Genomic DNA, 20,273 nt, shown 5'->3' on the forward strand with positions numbered 1-20,273 from the left:
TCAATGACTTGTTTCGATGCATTCCAACGATGCGCCTTCGTCTCGCTCGGTCGTTTCCCGAGTCGTTCCTCTAGTTATTGTGCGCTTGCACGCCTTTTCGCCGACATCAGTTGCAGAACGAACGGCACCGAGTCGCGCAGGGACGGGTTGACCGTCGCATCGTGATCGAGGCCGTCGTACACGCGCACGGCGGTCTTCGTGCCCGCCTTGGCGACATCCCGTGCGAATGCCTTTTGCATGATGACCGGCACGTCGATGTCCTGCGTTCCCATGCCGATGAATACAGGATGTTTGAGACTGAGCGTCGGATAGCGCAGCGATGGCATTTGGCTGTCCAGCAGCTTCTGGACACCCGGCTGCATGCTGTTCCCGGCGTTCAGACCCGCGGCTGTCGAGCGATCGGTCAGTGCATCGATACACAGCGTGCGGGCCTCATCAAGCACCGATAACGCCTGCGCAGAGAAGTACTTCGCGGGATTCGGCGACGGATTGTGGTCGGCTGCCGAGAGGAAGAGGTACATCGCGTACGGAATCTTCGGGTCCGGTGCGCCCGGATCGGGCTGACCCGCAAAGAGGGTGGCAGCGGACGTCTGTGCGTTGAAATACGGCGTGCCGGTGAGAACGGTGGCGATCACTTTCACGTCCGGGGCGTACGTCGGTTGAAAGCCCGCTGCGGCGAACGCTGCGTGGGCCCCTTGCGATTGCCCGACGAAGATCACACGGTTCTGCAATGGAAAGACGCTGCGGGCGGCGAGCAGGCTGTCCAGCACGCTATACGCCTCGGCGCGGGCATGCAGATAGTGATGCAGCCCTTGCGAGCCAAGGCCCGCATAGTCGGGAGCGACGACGGCAAAGCCGAGCGACAGCCAGGTGCCGAGATACTGAATATCGCGGGTGCTGCGCACGTTGAGCGACGGCGCGCACTTGCTGGCAATGCCGACCGTGCCGTGGGCCCAGACCACGACCGGCCAACCGCCGGGTGGTGTCGGCCCCTTGGGCAGGAAGACTGCGCCCGTGTCTTCGCGGGCCTCGATGCCACCGACGCCGTCGATGGAGCTGTAACGGATGCTGAATTGCTCGCCGGCTTCGGGGAGCCCGTAGTCGGCCGTCAGCGGCTGTCGCTCGACCATCGCGCCGTGCGGAATGGTGACGGGCGCGGCCTCGGGCGTGATCGCGTGTGCGGCGCGACCGATAACCAGACTGGCGAACAGGGCGGCACTGACATAGCGCCACAGGCGAATGAACATGTTGAACTGTCCTCGTATCGGGTGATGCGTCCGAAGCTTGGGCGGGCAGCGCTTGCGCATTGCCCGGGCGCCTGCTGCTGTTGCGTGTACCAATACGGGTGACGTTACACCGTCCTCCCAGGAAAGTCTCGATCCGACGTCAGCCCTGAGAGGCGTGCGACGCGTTCTGGGCTTCGGAGGCGGCCTGCTCGGCCTCGCGCCATGCGCGGCGCGAGCGACGCATGCGGCGCAACGCCAGCGACGTCATCGTAATCCAGCCGAACGGGCGCGGATCCACCAGCATGCTCACCGCACGCGCGTAATCGAGCACCAGGCCCGGTGTCCAGGCCATCGTCTTCGCTCGCTTGCGCAGTTGGGCCGCCACCCACAGTTCGGGCGTGAGCCACAGGCGGACGAACGTCCACCAGCCAGCGTCACCGCCGTCGTGCAGCTGTCCCACACGGCCCTCGATCGCGGCTTCGAGCGCTTTGGCCACACTGCTTGAACAGTTACGGTGCGTGAGGTTATAGGTGGTGTTCTGCCGATACGTCTGCCAGAAAGCGCTCAATTGCTGCGGGCTGTAATTGCGAATGCGCACCTTGACCGTCGACGGGCACCACGCTTTCGATTCCGTGGCGTAGTCCGGCTGGAAGGTGCCGGGCACGTCGTTCTCGCGCGTTGCGCGCAGCAACTGTCCGAACTGGTCCGGCGAGCGGTCGATTTCCTTAGCGGGGTACAGGCTCACGTACACGCCTTCGTGACTCTCCAGCGCCGCATGTCCCGTCGAAATGACGCCGTTCTTGTCAACGGCCGCAATGTAGCGATCGATGACCGGATGACGGCGTGCCGGTGCCTTGGACGACCCCGAAGGCGTCCACACGTGCACCGTGAGCGCTGGCTCGGAGTCGGCGGGTGGGCCGTCCCAGCGGGGTGCACGGGGGCGCTCGCTCCACAGGCGGCGCTTGTCCTCGGGGCTGCCGAGAATCTGTTCGACGCGGAAATCGCTGCGCATGCGACGCGCCCGCATGGCCAGCACGAGCACGTTCCACCCGGTGAAGACGAGTCCGAGCCCGATGGCGTACGGCAGCGTGCCCTTGTAGTGCGTCGGGTACGGCTGATAGAAGAAGATCGCGACGACGATTTCCAGCGCACCGCCGGCAATCGCCCATGCCCAGCGCGGATAGCGCACCACATACGCTGCGATGCATTGCAGCAGGCCGTCGGCGAAGAACAGCGTGCCGAAGAGCATCGACAACCAGAAGTTGCCGTTGTGCTGATCGAACAGCAGGACCAGCAGTGCCGCGACGGTAAAGGTGCCGCCTTTGAGTCCCCGTACGAGGCGCTGACCGCCCACCCCGATGGTGGCGATAGCGAGCGTCGCCAGTCCTTCGAGCAGCAGCAGCCACGCGAAGATCTTGAGTGGGAAGTGCACGACGCCGTCGAGTGCGTCGACGATCAACGCCATGCCGAAGGCGAAGAAGATTGCGCCGATCCAGATCAGCGCTCTGGCCCGGCGACGCAAATAATTCACGCCGAGCAATAACAGAATCAGACGTACCAACGCAGGGTCTCCGACGCATGCGCGCGCCCCGGGGTCCAGGGCCGACGCGCACCCCGATCGCGGGGAGGGTTTCAATTAATTTGGGATGCGGCCTATTTTTGTTCGCATTTTCGCTCGTATATTAGCGCGTCACTCGTGACAGGCCAAAAACAAAGGCGGCGCGCTCCTTTCGGGGCGCGCCGCCTGTTGCAACAGGTAACACGTGGCGCACCGCCCTCGCGAGCGATGCGCCGGATGACTGCTTAGTCCTTCTTGCCCTCGAGCTGCGGCAGTGCGTCGTCGCTGGTCGAGGTCAGCAGACCGGCCTTGGCGTACGTCATCAGCTTTTCGCGCGTGTCGACGATGTCGAGCGTACGCATCGTGAGCTGACCGATACGGTCGAGCGGCGTGAAGACCGAGTCGCCCTTTTCCATCGTCAGGCGTTCAGGCTTGTACGTCAGGTTCGGCGACGTCGTGTTCAGCAGCGAATAGTCGTTGCCGCGACGCAGTTCGATGGTCACTTCGCCGGTCACGGCGCGGGCCACCCAGCGTTGGGCTGTCTCGCGCAGCATGATCGCCTGCGGGTCGAACCAGCGGCCCTGATACAGCAGACGGCCCAGACGGCGGCCGTTCTCGCGGTACTGCTCGATGGTGTCTTCGTTATGGATGCCGGTCACGAGGCGCTCGTAAGCAATGAACAGCAGCGCGAGGCCCGGAGCTTCGTAGATGCCGCGGCTCTTGGCTTCGATGATGCGGTTCTCGATCTGGTCGCTCATGCCCAGGCCGTGACGGCCGCCGATGCGGTTGGCTTCTTCGAACAGTTCGACGGCGTTGGCAAACGTCTTGCCATTAAGCGCCACCGGCTGACCCTCTTCGAAGCGCACGGTGACTTCTTCGGCCTTGATCGCGCAATCGTCACGCCAGAACGGCACGCCCATGATCGGTTGAACGATCTTGATGCCCGAGTCCAGGTGTTCCAGATCCTTGGCTTCGTGCGTCGCGCCCAGCATGTTCGAGTCCGTCGAATAGGCCTTTTCGACCGACATCTTGTAGTCGAAGCCGTTGGCGATCAGGAATTCCGACATTTCCTTGCGGCCGCCGAGTTCGTCGATGAACGTCTGGTCCAGCCACGGCTTGTAGATTTGCAGGTCCGGATTGGTCAAGAGACCGTAGCGATAGAAGCGCTCGATGTCATTGCCCTTGTACGTGCTGCCATCGCCCCAGATATTGACGCCATCTTCCTTCATGGCAGCCACGAGCATCGTGCCCGTGACGGCGCGGCCGATCGGCGTGGTGTTGAAGTACGTGACGCCGGCCGTCGAGATATGGAACGCGCCCGATTGCAGGGCGGCGATGCCTTCGGCCACGAGTTGCGCACGGCAGTCGACCAGGCGGGCGTTTTCGGCACCGTAACCCATCGCGCGACGCGGGATTTCTTCGTAGTCGGGTTCGTCCGGCTGACCCAGATTGGCCGTGTAAGCGTAGGGAATCGCGCCCTTTTGGCGCATCCAAAGCAGCGCAGCGCTGGTGTCGAGACCGCCCGAAAAGGCGATGCCGACCCGTTGTCCCGTGGGAATGTGTTGCAGAATCGTGGTCATCGGCGTGAAAAAGCTGGGTTTTTAACCTGTCAAGTATCCCCGTCCGGGCTATGGATGGTCAAGTCTGATGGCCTTTTGGGCGCGATCCGATCATGCCTTATCCGCTATTCATGCCCCATGCCGCTCGGATTCCCGCACGCCGGGACAACATTCCCACGCTGTCATCCTTCGCCGTTCACCACTGCGTGCCCGCGACGCCGCACGCGGCCGCCAGAAAGTCCGAAAACGCCCGGATCACGAGTGAAGCCTGACGATGCTGCGGGTAGACGACATAAATCGACGACGGCGGCGGCTCGAAGTCGTCGAGCACCGTCACGAGACGACCGCCCAGCAAGGCGGGGGCGACGATAAACACCGGCAGCCACGTCACGCCCAGCCCGGCGACTGCGGCATCGCGCGCCAGCTCGCCGTTGTTCACGCGAAGCCGTCCGGCCACCGGAATCTCGAGCGGCTGCCCGTCGCGCGCGTAATGCCAGCTCACGCGCTGGCTGTGACCGTAGGGCAGCAACGTGTGATCGCTCAGATCTTCGGGCGTCTGCGGCGCACCGTGGGTTTCGAGATAGCGCGGACTGACGCACGTGACCATGCGCATGGGCGCGACCGTGCGGGCGATCAGCGACGAGTCGGCCAGCGCGCCGATGCGCACCGCCACGTCGTAGCCTTCGCCGACGATGTCCACCGTGCGGTCGTTCAGTTCGAGTTCGATGGTGACGTCGGGATACGTCGTGAGAAACGACGGAATCGCCGAGCTGAGGAACATCGTGCCGAACGACATCGGGGCAGAGACCCGCAAGTTGCCGCGCGGACGCTCTCCCTGACTGCTCACCGCCAGATTCGCGGCTTCCACCTCTTCGAGGATGCGCCGGGCGCGCTCGTAATAAACCCGGCCGAGGTCGGTCACGGCCAGTCGCCGGGTCGTACGCAATAGCAGACGTACCCCGAGCGATTGCTCCAGCGAGGAGATGCGGCGGCTCACGAACTGCTTCGAGAGGCCGAGTTTCGCCGCCGCGCCGGTAAAGCTCATGGCGTCCACGGCGCTGACGAAGATGCGCATGTCGTCGAGCAGGTCCATCGGCAGGATTTCCGTCGTCAAAATAAGGATGGGTGACAACGAGCGCACTTCGATGCGCATTGTCACCCTGAGAAAGACAATCTTAGCCGAGATGGCCGCCGAGTTCGCGACTGAAGCTACCGCAGCGCCAGCCGCAGGCCCATCAGAATCGCGGCGGTGCCCGCGACGGCCAGCGCCGTCGGCCGATGCCCGAAGATGCCCCAGTCGAGCAGCGCGGTCACCACGGGCACCAGATAGAACAGGCTGGTCACCGTCACCAGATTGCCTGACGCGATCATTCGGTAGAGCAGTAGCGTCGCACCGACCGAAATCACGAGACCCATGTAGAGCAGCGGCAGCCAGAAGCCTAAGGTGCCGTCGCTGTGCCACGGTTGTGTCGGCGCGACGAGCAAGGCCAGCGCCAGCCCGACGGCATATTGCAGCGGCAGCACGTCGAGGGGCGTTTGTCGGGACCCTTTTTGCGCGAGCGTGCCGAGCGTCATACAGGCAAGCGCGGTGAGCGCCCACGCGGATCCCGCCGCCGATAGCCGCGCCGACATCAGGCTTTGTGCGACGACGAGCGCCAGCCCGACCAACGCGACCGCCAGCCCCAGCAGACGTCGCGCACTATGACGACGCTCCAGTGCGACGAGCGTGAGAATCGGCTGGACGCCGAGCACCGTCGCCAGCGCCCCCGGCGTGATGCCGCTGGCGAGCGCCAGCAGATACGACGCCTGATAGCCGCCGATGAGCAGCACACCGGTGCCCGCCACCTGCCAGCCGGTACCGGGGGCGGGCCACTATTGGCGACGTGTCAGCGCGATCAGCGTGAGCGCCGCGAACGCGACCCCCAGACGGATGACGAGAAAGGCAAACGCCGACGCGTGCGCCAGCCCCCATTTGGCGGCCAGTGCGCCGCCGCTCCACAGCAGAACAAACAAGAGCGTCGCGCCATGTCGGCGCAATGCAAGACCATCGAGTTGCATCGATCTTCCCCTGAGCAGCGGGCCCGGTGGGTCGCGCGATGCTTGCGTCGCAACGTCGTCACGAGACCGCTCGTGTCGCGTGCCTGATGGGGCACACAACCCGGGACAGCATCGAGACATCGACACAAGGTCATCGTGGCTGGCGCAATGCGCGCAGACCGCCGGAACCCGCTGAAATTCGAACGAAAAAGTGTTGTGCCGGGTGAGTTACACCCAGCGAGCCGTGCGTGGCGTCAGGCCACGAAGGCCAGGACGACGTCGACGACTGCCACGGCGGGCGGTGCCACGCCGAACGGCGGGGGAGGTGCGACGGCTGCAAAACGTCCGCGCAGTCGAGCACCGACACCGCGTTGCGGCGGCGATACGGCGAGACGGACGGATGCGTAAGCAGTCATGGGTCGATGGAGGAATCGAATGCGTATTGAGCCTGGTGTCGACTCACGCCCGTCACTCGACGAGCGTGAACACACTTTACACGGAGGGGCTGACACGGGCAAGCGCCCGGGGTCATCGATCTCAGGCAGTCGGCCACGTGCCCGTGCGCTCGACGCTGGGCGATGCCTCGCCGTCGCGCCAGGCGGCCGCTAGCGCACCTCGTACGCGTCGCACTTCGCGCACATGCAGACGCACCAGCCGCAGCGCGCCCTCGAAGCCGCTTTGCGTTTCATCGTGCCAAAGGATGTCGGCGTCGCCCGCGACATGCAAGAAGTCGCCCGACACGAAGTCGACGAAGACCAGCCCGGCGCGTGGGTTAGCGTGCAGATTGCCCAGCGTGTTGTAGAACGAATTGCCGCGAAAGTCGGGCCACACCAGTGCGTTGGCGTCTTCCACGCGCACGAACCCCGACTTGCCGCCGCGATGCGAGACGTCGGTGCCTGCACTGCGTGCCGTGGTGCCATCCCCTGCGTAATGCGTTGCGATGAAGAACGTGTCGGCGCTCGCAATTTGCCACCGCGCTTCGTCGTCGAGCGAGGTTTGCGACGGTTCTGCCACGGGCGGTGCATCGTGCGCTTGCGGTGTTGCTTCACGCTTGCGGATGTACTGTGGGCAGTTGCCGAAACTCTGGGCGACCCGCAGTGTGAATCCTTGCGCATCGACCTCGTCGATGGCGCCGTTGACGCGATTGCGTCGGCGCGTCGAAGGCTCGATCCCCAGCAAGCCGATCGGAGCGCCCAACGTCACCGCGCCGTACAGCGGATCGGTTCGCGGGGGAAGGGCATTCACGCGCAGCAGCGTCGGGTCGGGGGATTGCGCGAAGCCGGGGGTGCCGCTGAGCAGCGTGGCCCACGGCTGATCGTCGGCATCCAGCCCGCCCATGACGAGAAACGGCAACTGCGCAAAGAACTGACGATGCTGATCGGGCATCGCGAGCCGAATCACGCGCGACCCCACCTCCGCCATCTGCTCACGCGAGCCCGCGAGCGTCTGCACATACATTTCACCCGCGTGAAACGGCGATTCCAGTTGAAGCGGTGACGGGACGGGGGCGTTCATGATGCTCTCCTTCGGTTTGCGCGGCACTCGCGAGTGTCGTTAGTGCATCGGACGATGCACCGCCGACGCGAGCGGCGTTCATTCAGCCTTCATGCGGCAACAGCGTTCAGACCACACGCCGTCGACGGCATCGGCACGAAACGCGGCAGCGCTTCGACGCGGGCCAACCACGCGCGCACGGCCGGGTACGGTTGCAGCGACACGTTGCCTTCGGGGGCGTGCGCCAGATATGAGTACAGCGCGACGTCGGCAATCGTCGGCGTTGCGGCCGTGACGAACGGCGAGGCGTTGGGTGCGGTGAGATGCGCTTCGATACGCGTAAGCAGCAACACACCCCGCTCGATCATTGCGGTCGTATCGACGCTACGGTTGAAAACGACTGCCACGCGCGCCGCGGCCGCGCCGAACGCGAGATCGCCAGCGGCCACGGACAGCCAGCGTTGCACGCGAGCAGCGGCCACGGCATCGTGCGGCAGCCAGGCTTGCTGCGCGTCGTAACGGGTTGCGAGGTAGACGAGGATCGCGTTCGAATCGGCGAGGATCACACCGTCGTCGTCGATGGCAGGCACCTGACCGAACGGGTTGATGGCGAGGTACGCAGGCTGTTTGTTCTCACCGGCCGCCAGATCGACGTCGATGGTCTCATACGGCAAGTCGAGCAGATTGAGCATCAGTTCGATGCGATGGCAGTGGCCCGAGAGTGCGAAACGGTAGAGCTTGACCGGACGTGCAGGACGGGCGGGAGCGTAGGCGTGAACGTCGGTGGGGCGGGTCATCGGGCATCTCCGTGGGTGAGTGGATGCGGCAGCCCCGGCGTCGGAACCGTCACGCAGTACCCGAATTGTCTATCCGGTCGATTTCCGGATAAATGGCATGAACCTGATTTGACTACTCCGAAAATCGGAGTAATCATGCGCCGCATGGACAAACTTCGCGCAATGCAGACGTTCGTGGCCATCGTCGATCAGGGCAGCCTGAGTGCGGCGGCACGCTCGCTCGATTCGTCGCTGCCCGCCGTGGTGCGCACGCTGGCGGCGCTCGAAACTTCCCTGGAAGTGCGGCTTCTCAATCGCACGACGCGCCGCATCGCCCTCACCGAAGAGGGGCGCACCTACCTCGAGACCTGCCGTCAGATCCTCAGCGAGTTACACGAGGCCGAGGCGCGACTGGCGGCGCGTCACGAGGCGCCGAGCGGCACGCTGGTCGTCACCGCCCCGGTGCTGTTCGGGCAGATGCACGTCGCCCCGGCGATGTTCCGGTTCCTGCGCGCATACCCGAACGTCAAATGCAGGCTTCTGCTCAACGACCGCGTGGTGAATCTATGGGAAGAGGGCATCGACGTCGGCATCCGGATTTCGCCGCTCGACGACTCTACGCTTGTCGCGCAGGGCATCGGAGCGATTCGCCGCGTGGTGGTCGCGAGTCCTGCGTGCATTGCCGAGCAGGGCGAGGTGACGCATCCGCGCGATCTGCTCGGCAAGAATTGCATCCTCTCGCATGGCGGCGGTTACGGCCAATGGCGTTTCTGGGAAGGAGGGCGGGAGTTCGTCGTGCCCGTCGACGGCAATCTCGAAATCAGCCACGGCATGACGGCGGTCGAAGCGTGTGTCGACGGCATGGGCTACGGCTGCTTTCTGTCGTATCAGGTGGCGCAGGCGATGGACGAGGGGCGGCTCGTGCGCGTACTCAAGGACTACGAAGGACCGGCGCGACCGGTGAATATCGTCTATCCGCATGCGCGCCTGTTGCCGTCGCGCACGCGCGCGTTCGTGGAGTGGATGAAGCGCGCGTTGCCCGACGTGGCGATGCGGTGGCGCTGAAGTGAAGGTGCTGAAGTGATGGTGCTGAAGTGAGGGGGCAGAAGTGACCCGGCGTCGAACCGGTCGACGAGCGAGCCTCAGACAAAAGAACGCGGAAAGCGACGGGGCCGCTTCCCGCTAAAAAGCCCGCCGACGCCAACCGGCGGGCCGCTTCGTTCTTTTATCGGTTCAGACGACGATCAGTCACGATCACGCCAGCCACGGTGCCAGCCGCGATCGTGGCGACGCTCTTCCCAGCGACGTTCGCGCCAGTCGTCATAACGGTCGCGACCGTAGTACACGACCGGTTGCGGTGCGCGATACACCGGGCGCGGGGCCACATACACCGGTTCCGGTGCGACGTAGACGGGCTGCGGCGCTACGACGACCGGTGCAGGCACGCCGAGATAGAGGCCGACATCCACATGCGCCGAAGCGGCGGTGGAAGCGACGGCGGCGGCAGCGCCAAGGGCAGCGATGATCAGAATGCGTTTCATGGTGTCCTCCATGAGTCCAGCTTTTGTTGATTCGGTGGTGGCGATGGCCACGTTGTCGAAACCGTTGATGCCAGTCTAGCGACGGCCTCGGGTAGCAGGTGCTACGAGTGTGTTGGGGATGTGTCGTTTTGTAACGCCGGTGGACGGGACGGCGAGGCGCGCGGACCGCGACGAGCAGAGCGGCTGACGAGCGGCGGTCGGCGAGAAAATCGGTCGCTGAAAACACAAAAGGCGTCACACGAAATTCGCGTGACGCCTTTTGCATTTAATCGTTGGTAGGCTCGATTGGATTCGAACCAACGACCCCCACCATGTCAAGGTGGTGCTCTAACCAACTGAGCTACGAGCCTAGAAAGACCGCGAGTATATGGGGTATTTCTGAAGCTGGCAAGCGTTTCGCGAAAAAATCTTAACGAAACGCGCGTGGATGCCCCGTCGCGTGCTCATTCTCCCCGCTTGGGGGCGGCCCCCGAGGCGCCCCGCTTCGGCTTGATACGCACCCAGATGCCCTTGTTGCCGCCGCTGCCGGAGCGCTGCTCCACGTCGAACAGCCCGATGGTCGCGACGAGATCGCTCAGTTTGCCGAAGCCATAGTTGCGTGCGTCGAAGTCGGGCGCCTGCTTCGCGATGTGGCTGCCCATCGCGCCGAGGCTGGCCCAGCCGTCTTCGTCCGACACGCCGGTGACGGCCGTGCGCAGTAGCCGCACGAGCCGCGTGTCGCGCTTGAGTTCGGCGGCGCTGCGACGCTTGCGCGGCGTGGGCGCTTCGTCGTCGTCCGGCTCATCGTCCTGGCGCAGCAGTTCGGTGTAGATGAACTTGTCGCAGGCGGTGACGAAGGGCTGCGGTGTCTTGCGCTCGCCGAAGCCATACACGATCAGGCCCTGTTCGCGAATGCGAGACGCCAGCCGCGTGAAGTCGCTGTCGCTGGAGACGAGACAGAAGCCGTCGAAGCGCCCCGTGTAGAGCAGATCCATTGCGTCGATGATCATGGCGCTGTCGGTGGCGTTCTTGCCGACGGTGTAACGGAACTGCTGGATGGGCTGGATCGAATATTCGAGCAGGCACTTCTTCCAGCCGTCGAGATTCGGTTTGGTCCAGTCGCCGTAGATGCGCTTCACGCTGGCGACGCCGTACTTGGCGACTTCGGTGAGCAGACCTTCGACGATGGCGGGGGCGGCGTTATCGGCGTCGATGAGTACGACGAGCGTGGGGCCCTGAGCGGCCACCGGTGTTGTCACGGGCATGGCGGAGTTCCTTGGACGCAAAGATGTGTCGGATCTTTCGGATCGGTTGGACGCTTTGCATTATGACCCGGAACGGTGACCGCCATGCCTCAAATGCTGGGCAGAGGCTAACGCGTGCCGCGCTGCCCCAGCGGCGCGAACCACAACACGCCGATGCCGACGAGCAGGCTCACGGCCGCGAACATCAGCCCCGAGGTGAACGAGTGCGTCCAGTCCTTGAGCACGCCGACCACGATCGGGCTCAGTGCCGAGCCGAGGTTGCCGACCGCGTTGATGACGGCCAGCCCCAGCGCGCGCGTGTGCGGCGCGAGGCTGCGATCCGGCACCGTCCAGAAGATCGCCATCGCCGTGTACGCGCCGGTCGACGCCATCGCCACCCCCGCGAGACGCAGCGACGGTTCCGGCGCGAAGCACGTGACGACCCAGCCTGCTGCGGAGAACAGCATCGGCAGCACGAGGTGCCAGCGTCGCTCCTGCAGTCGGTCGGAGCGGCGTCCCCACCAGATCATGCCTGCGATGGTGCACACGGACGGGATAGCGGCAAGCAGACCGATGGTGACGTTGCTGCTCGTCGTGCCGAAGCTTTTCACGATCTGCGGAATCCACAGCGACGCCAGCGAGAGCGTGTTGACGAGACAGAAGTACCCGAGCGCGAACTTCGCCACGCTCGGCGTGCAGATCGCGCGCCACATGCTGGTGTTCGCACGCGTGTTGATTGCCGATGTTGCGCTCGCTTGCCGTGCCGTCGCATCGGCGCGATCCCGTTCGATCATCGCACCGAGCGTCTGCTTCTCGGCGGCGCTCAGCCAGCGTGCGTCGGACGGCTTGTCGTCGAGATACCACCGCGTGACGAGGCCGAGCAGCACCGTGGGCAAGCCTTCGAGCACGAACAGCCATTGCCAGCCTGCGAGTCCCGCTACGCCATCGAGGCGCAGCAGATAGCCCGATGCTGCTGCACCGAGCGCGGACGTCACCGGCATCGCGATCATGAACCACGCGTTGGCGCGTGCGCGCGCCGCAGACGGGAACCAGTCGCCCATGTACAGCAACATGCCGGGCAGGAAGCCCGCTTCGGTAATGCCCACGATGGCGCGAATCAGGTAGAGGCTCGTCGCGTCATGCGCGAACATCGTCGCGCTCGATGCCAGCCCCCACGCGATCAGAATCGCGCCGATCCAGCGACGTGCGCCGAACTTCACCAGCATGAGGTTGCTCGGCACGCCGCACAGCACGTACGTCAGATAGAAGACTGTCGAGGCCATGCCGAACATCGTGCTCGTAAGCCCGAGATCCTGACTCATCGTGAGGGCGGCGAAGCCGACGTTGATGCGGTCGAGAAACGAGAACAGGAACAGGACGAACAGAAAACCGAGCAAACGCCGCGAGACCTTGCGCACGACGGCGCGCTCCATCGCCTCGCTGGCGACGCGATGGACCGGGGCGTCTGCGCGGGCGCGCGCGTCGGGTACGGATGCGGCAATACCGCCGGCAAGACCGGCAGTGGGCGTGATACGACTCATGATGGGTGTCTTCTCCAGCGCTCCCCGCCTTGTCTGATGTGGCGGTGTTTTAAGAGGGGTCCGCCATCGGGGGCGGACGCCGAAAGGAACGATGTGCCGACGTCAGGCGGCTTGTATTTGCGTGCTATGCGCGGCCTGCGCGATGAGATCGATCACGCGTTGGGGATCGCGGATCTCGTTGGCGAGCAGCAGCACGACTTTGGCGAGCAGCAACTCGCGCGTGTCGGCCGGGGCGGCGTCGATGGCCAGCGCGAGCGTGTCGTAAATGTCTTCGAGGCCTGCGATGGCGGTTTGTTGAGCGGTCATGACGAGCTTCCTTGGAGAGCGGGGCGTTCAGGCGAGCGCCGTCGCCTGCGCAAGGGCGCTGGCCAGACGCGAGGCGTCGAGCTGCAACCAACGGGCGCAGATATGGTGATCGGGGCGAACGAGGTATGCCGTGCCATCTGCCGCGCCGTACTTGGCGGCGGCGTGGCCTGTCGGGTCGGGCAACGTGAGGTCGGCGCCCGCCACGGTGTTCTCGGACAGCGCAAAGGCGATGACCTTGACGGGCACGCCACGCTCGCGCCACGTCACGATGGCCTGACGTAGCGCATCGTCGAGCGGCGCATCGCCGAACGTCACGAGATGGAATGCCGCGCCGAGATGATCGTAGAGATAGTCGTTCTCGGCGAGTTTCACGTTCGGCGTCGGCGCGCCGACGGTCGGTCCTGCCGTCATCGTCGCGTTATCGTCGTTCGGGCAGTTGAGCGGCGAGTGACGATAGTCGTGTGCGCGCGACGTGCGCCAGTGGAACAGCGGACGCACGAATTCATGATCGAGCGAGAGGTCGAGCACGGCGTCGCGCAGCACGCGGAATCCGTGCGACGGCGGCGTCATGAAGCGCGTGCTTTTGCCCGCTTCCGAAATGATTTCGCGTGCAGCGCCCACTCGGTCGTGCGTGTAGGACGCGAGCAACGGCGTCGGAGCCGCGCCCTTGACGACGGCCGCGAGTTTCCACGACAGGTCGATGGCGTCCTGAAAACCGGTGTTGGCCCCGCGCACGCCGAAGATCGGCAGCAGGTGCGCGGCGTCGCCAGCGAACAGCACGCGCCCATGTACGTAGTCGGGCAGCGTCAGCGCGCGCGCCGAGTACACCGAGCACCAGTCGAGTTCCCACGGCTTGCCGCCGAGACCCATCATGTCGAGTTGCGCGTTGATGCGCGCGCGAATCGTTTCCGGTTGCAGCGCGTGTTCGGACGTCTCGTCGACGGGCAACTGGTAGTCCACCCGCCAGATCTCGCCCGGTTCACGATGCATCAGCACAGTGTTGCCCGGGTTCCAGTCGGGCGCGAAGAAGGCAAGACGCTCGGTCGGCAGATCGAGATCGATGCGAATGTCGGCGATGACGAAGCGACCCTCGTAGCTCGCGCCTTCGAAGCGCAGGCCGAGCGTGGAGCGCACCGTCGAGCGCGCGCCGTCGGCGGCCACGAGCCAGTTCGTGCGCTGCGTGTACTCGCCCTCGGGCGTGTCGATTTGCAGCGCGACGCCGTCGACGTCCTGTGTCAGTCCGATCAGCTTGTTGCCCCAGCGCATTTCGACGAGCGGTTCGCGCTCGATGGCGTCGACGAGATAGCTCTCGAGCACGTTTTGCTGGAGGTTGATGAGCGGTGCGAAGCGGTCGTCGTCATCGACGGGCGACTCCATGCGAAACACGCGCTGGCCGCGATAGTACGAGTTGCCGCTCGTCCACGGCAGACCGTTGGCGACGACGGCATCGGCCACGCCGACCGCTTGCAGAATCTCCTGCGAGCGGCGCGTGAAGACAATCGCACGGCTGCCTTCGGAGACTTGCTGTTCGGCCTGCAGCACAACGCAGCGCACACCGTGACGCCCCAGCGCCAGCGCCGTGACCATGCCGATCGGACCGCCGCCCACGATGGTGACGGGCACGGGCGGGGCGTCGCTCTGCGGTGCAAAGTGGGGATAGACGCGGTACGTGTGATACAGCGACGCGCGCGGGGTGGTCTCTGGTTTATGCATGGTGATGCGGCACCCGAAAAGCCGCTCGGCGCGTGTGGGGCGAAGCCTCGTGTCAGCGGGGGAGGCAGCGCAGCCATTGCGCGCGAATGACGAAGAACGTCATCGAGCATTTAGTTGCTAACGCAACAATTCTAGTGTGCTAATGTTGCGTTCGCAACCAAATATCGACCCATTTCGTCTAGGGGAAAACACTGAAATGCGGCCATCCCACAAATCGCTCGACCGGTTTCTGACGTACAAGATGCACCGCCTGATGAAGCAGCACGACAGGCGCGTCGCGCAGTCGTACGCGGACGGTGCGCAGTTGAGTCTGGCGGAATCGCGCGTGCTGGCGGCGGTGGGCACGGCCGGGGCATTGTCGAACTCGGAGCTGGCGCGCCGGGCGAATCTGGACAAGAGTCAGGCGAGCCGTGGGGCGGACGGGCTGGTCACGCGCGGGCTGGTGCGCCGTGCCCCGGACGAGCATGACGGCCGTGCCGTCAAAGTGACGCTCACGCCGGAGGGCGAGCGTGTCTGGCGCGTGGTGATCGACGCCGCACGCACGCATTACGAACGACTGTTCGAAGCACTGAGCGACGACGAGATGCGCGTGTACGAGCGTCTGCTGGACAAACTGCTGCTGCGCTCGGACGAGCTCGATGAGTTGGAGTGAGTCGGCATCACTACCGCGCCGCGCGCGTCGACACCATGAAGTAGGGCACCCGAAGGTGCCCTTTTTTATCGCTGACGGCTGACTCGATTACGCAAAGTTCAGCGTCTTCGTCAGGTCGCCCGGCGGGTTCGTGCCGCGTGCCGCGAAGGCGGCGTTGCGATACGCGATGCCTTCGAGCGTCGGCAGGTCGTGCAGACGTGTGACGAATCGCAGGATCGACGTGGTGTCGTAGAACGTGTGATCGACAGTGCCGCGCTTGGCGAACGGCGACACCACGATGGCCGGAATGCGCGAACCCGGACCCCAGCGGTCGCCCTTCGGCGGCGCCACGTGATCCCACCAGCCGCCGTTCTCGTCATACGTGATCACGACCACCATGTTGTTCCACTGCGGCGACTTCATCAGATGCGCAAGCACGTTCGCCACGTGCTGGTCGCCAGACTCCACGTCCGAATAGCCCGCGTGCTGATTCAGGTTGCCCTGCGGCTTGTAGAACGTGACGGCGGGCAGTTTGCCTGCAATCGCGTCGGCGATGAATTTGTTCGAGATCGGGCTGTCGCCCTCGCCGCCATCGCGCAGGTGTTCCTCGCGTGCCGCCGTGCCCGGTGCGAACTGGGCGAAGTAGTTGAACGGCTGATGGTGGTACTGGAAGTTCGGCTTGTCCGCGCCGCCCTTGTGATCGAGCGCCGATTGCCATGCACCCGCATACCACGCCCAGGACACGCCCTTCGTCGACAGCAGGTCGCCGATGGTGGCGTAGTTCTGCGGCGGCAGCGTGGCCGGGTTCGACGGATCGGCCAGACGCTTGTCGCCCGAGGCGGCCGGTTTGATCGGCGACGGCTGATACGCGGGCATCATCGTGTTCACGGCGAAGTTGTCCGGCGTGATCGCACCGTCGCGCACGAACTTCGGCTTGCCGTCGGCAGCCGAGGCGGGCGAGTCGGGCGCAACCGCGAGACGCACACCCTGCGGGCCGTCGGCCAGCACGGCGATCTTGTCCCTGGCCGGGCTCTGCGCGGCGTTCGGATACATCGGCGGACGCGCCGTCACGAGGAACTGGTGATTCAGGAACGAGCCACCGAAGGCCGCCATGAAGAAGTTGTCGCACATCGTGTACTGCTGCGCGATCTTGTACAGGTCGAGCGTCCTGGCCGTGTCGCCGTAGTAACCCATCACCAGACCGCCTGAGTCTGCCCACGCGGCGAACTGGTTGTTCGCGCCGTCGTTGATCTGCATCTGGTTCTGCCAGAACAGGTGCCACAGATCGCGGGTGATGACCGACTCCGGCAGCAGCTTGCCTTCGGCGTCCTTGAGCATGAACGGTGCGTTCGGCTGGCGCGCAATGTCCTTCTCGGTGATGTGGTACTTCTTGCCGCCGATCATCTGCGCGCGCGGCACCAGACCGTCGAACACCGGCGGGAGCAGCGACATCGGCGTCTTGCCGTCGCGATCGAGCTGCGTGTAGCTCGATGCGGTCACCTTCGACAGCGGCTTCTCGATACCGGGGAAGTCGGCGAACAGATTGTTGAAGCTGCGGTTCTCGAGATAGATCACGACGACCGTCTTCACATTGGCCTTGAGCTGGGCATCGAACGTGCCGCCCGCAGCGACGGCAGTCGGTGCACCGGCGCCGCCTTCGGTTGCGCAGCCACTCAGCGAAGCGCCTGCGGCACCGGCGGCGCCGATGGCGGCCAGACCTTGCAAAATGCGGCGACGTTGCGGATTCGTCGGATCGTCGTCGTGCGAGAGGTCGGCGTCGAGCGCCGGATCGTGCGGCTGGGGCGTAGTGTCGTGCGTCATGATGTCCTTGTTTGACGTGTCGGGCAGTGGGGCGCGCGTGAGCGCCCGCAACCGGTCGGCAAGGACTGACGGGCAGGACCCGCAGGAAGCTACGGAACCTTAACGTGTCGGCTTGCCCGGGCGGGCGAGGCAAGCGACGTTTTTACGCGGGGAATGTGACATTTCAGTGACATCGTCGATGCGTCACGCAGTGTGAAACAGGCTGAGGCCGGTGCGCTTGCGGATCGCGCCGGTTCGGCGGATGAGCGACGCGCTGAACCTTAACTTGACGACGAGCGTGACGACGCGCAAAAAGCGCCGCGTCCGGATCGACTAGACGGTCCGACGTCCCGGATAGCCCGTGTCCTGAAAGAGTCCGGTCTGGAATTGCTCCACCAGATCGTCGAGCAGCGCGCGCAGGGCGCTGGGCATCTGCTTGCGCGAGATGTACACGCCATAGACGGTCATTTCGCGCGGCACGTAGTCGGGCAGCAGTGCGACGAGCGAACCGTCGCGCAGGTGCGGCAGCGTCGAGTAGACCGGCTGCATCGAGATGCCTGCGCTGGCGAGCGTTGCGGCGAACACCACGTTCACTTCGTTAGCCGACAGATTGCCGCCCACGGGTACGCCGAGCGGCACGCCGTCGTGCGTGAATTGCCAGAGGCTCTTGCCGAAGTAGGTGTACGTGAGACAGTTGTGAAGCGCGAGGTCTTCGGCGCGCTTCGGCGTGCCATGACGTTGCAGATAGGACGGTGCTGCGCAAACGACGGAATGGCACGTCGCAAGCTTGCGGGCGATGAGGCCCGGCGACGGCTCGGTCGTCACGCGAATGGCGAGGTCGATGCGCTCGTCGACCAGATCGACGGTGCGGTCCGCGACCACGAGATCGATCGCTACGCCCGGGTGCTTCACGATGAAGCGCGTGACCGCTGCGGCCAGAAACGCCTGCCCGAGTGACGTGCTGCACGCGACGCGCAACAAGCCGCGCGGCGTGCTGTCGGCGTTCGAGGCGCACGCCAGATCGTCGGCGATGCCGAGCATTTCGCGACAGCGCGGCAGGGCGTCGTTACCGGCGTCGGTGAGGCTCACCGCGCGGGTTGTCCGATGCAGCAGGCGGGTGCCGAGCCACGCTTCGAGTTCCGCGAGATAGCGCGAGACCATCGCCCGCGACATATCGAGCCGCTGGGCCGCCGCCGTCAGCGAGCCGCGCTCGGCCACTTCCGTAAAGACCCGCATCGCCGTCAGACGGTCCATGATTTGCTCGATCGATGCAACAAAGTGATCGATATTATGGGCTTTTTTTGCGCGAGTGGCGCGACTACGATGGCAATCATGGAAAGCGCACGATCTTCCTCTCTGGGGCTTGCAATGGTCCCGGACGGCGCGCTGCAACACACAGGAACCCCGCCATGACGTCAGCCACACCGCAAAGCGCTCATCAAGCCACGCTGCATTACATCGCCGACCCGCTGTGCGGCTGGTGCTACGCCGCAGCACCCCTCGTGCGTGCCGCGCGCGACGTGGCGGGTCTCGACGTCGCATTTCACGGCGGCGGCATGATGGCGGGCCCGAATGCCCAACCCGTCACGCCGCAGTTGCGCAACTACGTCATGCCGCACGATCACCGGATCGCAGCGCTGACCGGCCAGCCGTTCGGCGACGCTTATTTCGAAGGCCTGCTTCGTGATCGCACCGCCGTGTTCGATTCCGCACCGCCCACGGCGGCAGTGCTGGCGGCCGAAGCGCTGGCGGGACGCGGCCTCGACATGTTCGCCGCCGTGCAGCGCGCGCACTACGTCGACGGCAAACGCATCGCCGATCGCGACGTGCTGATCGATCTCGCGGCGGACCTCGGACTGGACCGAGACGCTTTCGGCAAAGCATTCGACGCACAGGACCCCAACGCGCTCATGCAGCACTTCCGCGATAGCCGCACGTGGCTCACGCGCATGGGCGGTAGCGGCTTCCCGACGTTCGCGCTGGAGATCGAAGGCCAACTGGAACGGCTCGAACCCGGTCGCTATCTCGGTCAGCCGGACGCGTGGCGCGATGCGCTTCGCGAGCGCCTGCTGGCGGCGCAGCCCACCGCAGTTGGCGACGCGGGCGACGCTGGCGCATTACCCCGGTGCGGCCCCGACGGCTGCGCGATCTGAGTTTCATTGAGCCTCACTCGTCGCCTGAATTTCACCCGCAAGTCATCCCCCTCATCCACAGGAGCCTCCTGATGAAAGTCGCACTGATTGGTATTACGGGCCGCGTCGGAACGCGCGTTGCCGAAGAACTGCTGCAACGTGGTCACACGGTCACGGGCATCGCCCGGAGTCCGGAGCGCGTCGAAGCGGAGAACGGTCTCACCGTGGTCAAGGGCGACGCGTCCGATCCGTCGTCGCTCGCGCCGCTGCTGGCCGGTCACGACGCCGTGATTAGCGCCGGTCGCTTTGTCTCGATGGACGCCGCTAAACTCGTCGACGCCGTGAAGCGTGCCGGCGTACCGCGCCTGCTGGTGGTCGGCGGTGCGGGCAGTCTCGAGATCGCGCCGGGCAAGGCGCTCATCGACACGCCGGAATTCCCGGACGCCTACAAGCCCGAAGCGAGTGCCGGTGGCGTATTCCTGAAAGTGCTGCGCACCGAGCCGAAGGATTCGTCGCTGAATTGGACGTTCCTGTCGCCGTCGGCACTGTTCGAGCCGGGCGAGCGCACGGGCAAGTTCCGCATCGGTGGCGATGGCCTGCTCGTCGACGCGAACGGCAAGAGCTGGATCTCGATGGAAGACTACGCCATTGCGCTGGTCGACGAGTTGGAGAAGAACCAGCACCCGCGCGCCCGTTTCACTGTCGGCTACTGAGACGCGGGAGGCAGGTGACGCTC

16 protein-coding genes, 1 tRNA gene and 2 pseudogenes are annotated in these 20,273 nt (G+C 64.9%); 4 read left to right on the forward strand and 15 right to left on the reverse strand.

The window, feature by feature from the left end; genetic code table 11:
- Positions 1-74 precede the first annotated feature (74 nt).
- The 7 genes and pseudogenes from MB84_RS01645 to MB84_RS01675 form a co-directional block, all read right to left on the reverse strand.
- Positions 75-1,247, reverse strand: coding sequence for an alpha/beta fold hydrolase (locus MB84_RS01645; protein ID WP_052652853.1), 1,173 nt, complete (start codon positions 1,245-1,247; stop codon positions 75-77).
- Positions 1,248-1,386: 139 nt separating this feature from the next.
- Entirely contained in the window at positions 1,387-2,787 is a 1,401-nt protein-coding gene (locus MB84_RS01650; RefSeq protein ID WP_046290505.1) for an HdeD family acid-resistance protein, read from the reverse strand.
- Between the two features lie 242 nt (positions 2,788-3,029).
- Positions 3,030-4,364, reverse strand: coding sequence for an argininosuccinate synthase (gene argG, locus MB84_RS01655; protein WP_046290506.1), 1,335 nt, complete (start codon positions 4,362-4,364; stop codon positions 3,030-3,032).
- A 175-nt stretch (positions 4,365-4,539) separates the two neighbouring features.
- Positions 4,540-5,436, reverse strand: coding sequence for a LysR family transcriptional regulator (locus tag MB84_RS01660; RefSeq protein ID WP_046293298.1), 897 nt, complete (start codon positions 5,434-5,436; stop codon positions 4,540-4,542).
- 116 nt (positions 5,437-5,552) lie between these two features.
- Positions 5,553-6,401: pseudogene (locus MB84_RS01665) on the reverse strand (DMT family transporter).
- Positions 6,402-6,917: 516 nt separating this feature from the next.
- On the reverse strand, positions 6,918-7,895 hold the full coding sequence (locus tag MB84_RS01670) for a pyridoxamine 5'-phosphate oxidase family protein (RefSeq protein ID WP_046293299.1): 978 nt from the start codon (positions 7,893-7,895) through the stop codon (positions 6,918-6,920).
- Positions 7,896-7,984: 89 nt separating this feature from the next.
- Positions 7,985-8,671 carry a glutathione S-transferase family protein gene (locus MB84_RS01675; RefSeq protein WP_046290507.1) on the reverse strand — a complete coding sequence of 229 codons (687 nt, stop codon included), beginning with the start codon at positions 8,669-8,671 and terminating at the stop codon, positions 7,985-7,987.
- Between the two features lie 144 nt (positions 8,672-8,815).
- Here MB84_RS01675 and MB84_RS01680 point away from each other — a divergent pair, with 144 nt between their 5' ends.
- On the forward strand, positions 8,816-9,715 hold the full coding sequence (locus tag MB84_RS01680) for a LysR family transcriptional regulator (protein WP_046290508.1): 900 nt from the start codon (positions 8,816-8,818) through the stop codon (positions 9,713-9,715).
- A 179-nt stretch (positions 9,716-9,894) separates the two neighbouring features.
- On the opposite strand, the gene MB84_RS01685 is transcribed toward MB84_RS01680, so the two are convergent.
- The 6 genes and pseudogenes from MB84_RS01685 to MB84_RS01710 all read right to left on the reverse strand — a co-directional run bounded on the left by MB84_RS01685 (position 9,895) and on the right by MB84_RS01710 (position 14,974).
- Positions 9,895-10,191, reverse strand: coding sequence for a hypothetical protein (locus tag MB84_RS01685; RefSeq protein WP_046293300.1), 297 nt, complete (start codon positions 10,189-10,191; stop codon positions 9,895-9,897).
- A 273-nt stretch (positions 10,192-10,464) separates the two neighbouring features.
- A tRNA-Val gene (locus MB84_RS01690) sits at positions 10,465-10,541 on the reverse strand.
- A gap of 102 nt (positions 10,542-10,643) precedes the next feature.
- Positions 10,644-11,435, reverse strand: a pseudogene (locus MB84_RS01695) (NYN domain-containing protein); the annotation flags it as partial.
- A gap of 107 nt (positions 11,436-11,542) precedes the next feature.
- The gene (locus tag MB84_RS01700; RefSeq protein WP_084009557.1) at positions 11,543-12,955 is read right to left on the reverse strand and encodes an MFS transporter; all 1,413 of its coding nucleotides are present in this window, start codon (positions 12,953-12,955) and stop codon (positions 11,543-11,545) included.
- Positions 12,956-13,057: 102 nt separating this feature from the next.
- Positions 13,058-13,261, reverse strand: coding sequence for a hypothetical protein (locus MB84_RS01705; protein ID WP_046290510.1), 204 nt, complete (start codon positions 13,259-13,261; stop codon positions 13,058-13,060).
- A gap of 27 nt (positions 13,262-13,288) precedes the next feature.
- Entirely contained in the window at positions 13,289-14,974 is a 1,686-nt protein-coding gene (locus tag MB84_RS01710; RefSeq protein ID WP_046290511.1) for an FAD-dependent monooxygenase, read from the reverse strand.
- 196 nt (positions 14,975-15,170) lie between these two features.
- Here MB84_RS01710 and MB84_RS01715 point away from each other — a divergent pair, with 196 nt between their 5' ends.
- Positions 15,171-15,626 (forward strand): MarR family winged helix-turn-helix transcriptional regulator, encoded by a 456-nt coding sequence (locus tag MB84_RS01715; RefSeq protein ID WP_046290512.1) that lies wholly within the window; start codon positions 15,171-15,173, stop codon positions 15,624-15,626.
- Between the two features lie 87 nt (positions 15,627-15,713).
- Here the strand turns inward: MB84_RS01715 and MB84_RS01720 are convergent, their stop codons facing one another.
- Both MB84_RS01720 and MB84_RS01725 read right to left on the reverse strand, forming a co-directional pair.
- The gene (locus tag MB84_RS01720) at positions 15,714-17,426 is read right to left on the reverse strand and encodes an acid phosphatase (RefSeq protein ID WP_046290513.1); all 1,713 of its coding nucleotides are present in this window, start codon (positions 17,424-17,426) and stop codon (positions 15,714-15,716) included.
- Between the two features lie 312 nt (positions 17,427-17,738).
- Positions 17,739-18,659 (reverse strand): LysR family transcriptional regulator, encoded by a 921-nt coding sequence (locus tag MB84_RS01725; RefSeq protein ID WP_046290514.1) that lies wholly within the window; start codon positions 18,657-18,659, stop codon positions 17,739-17,741.
- Between the two features lie 155 nt (positions 18,660-18,814).
- Here MB84_RS01725 and MB84_RS01730 point away from each other — a divergent pair, with 155 nt between their 5' ends.
- Together MB84_RS01730 and MB84_RS01735 are read left to right on the forward strand one after the other, a co-directional pair.
- Positions 18,815-19,558 (forward strand): DsbA family protein, encoded by a 744-nt coding sequence (locus tag MB84_RS01730; protein WP_046290515.1) that lies wholly within the window; start codon positions 18,815-18,817, stop codon positions 19,556-19,558.
- Positions 19,559-19,629: 71 nt separating this feature from the next.
- Positions 19,630-20,250, forward strand: a complete 621-nt coding sequence (locus MB84_RS01735; RefSeq protein WP_046290516.1) for an NAD(P)-dependent oxidoreductase — start codon at positions 19,630-19,632, stop codon at positions 20,248-20,250.
- Positions 20,251-20,273 lie beyond the last annotated feature (23 nt).

It is taken from the genome of Pandoraea oxalativorans, assembly GCF_000972785.3.
GTDB classification, from domain to species: domain Bacteria; phylum Pseudomonadota; class Gammaproteobacteria; order Burkholderiales; family Burkholderiaceae; genus Pandoraea; species Pandoraea oxalativorans.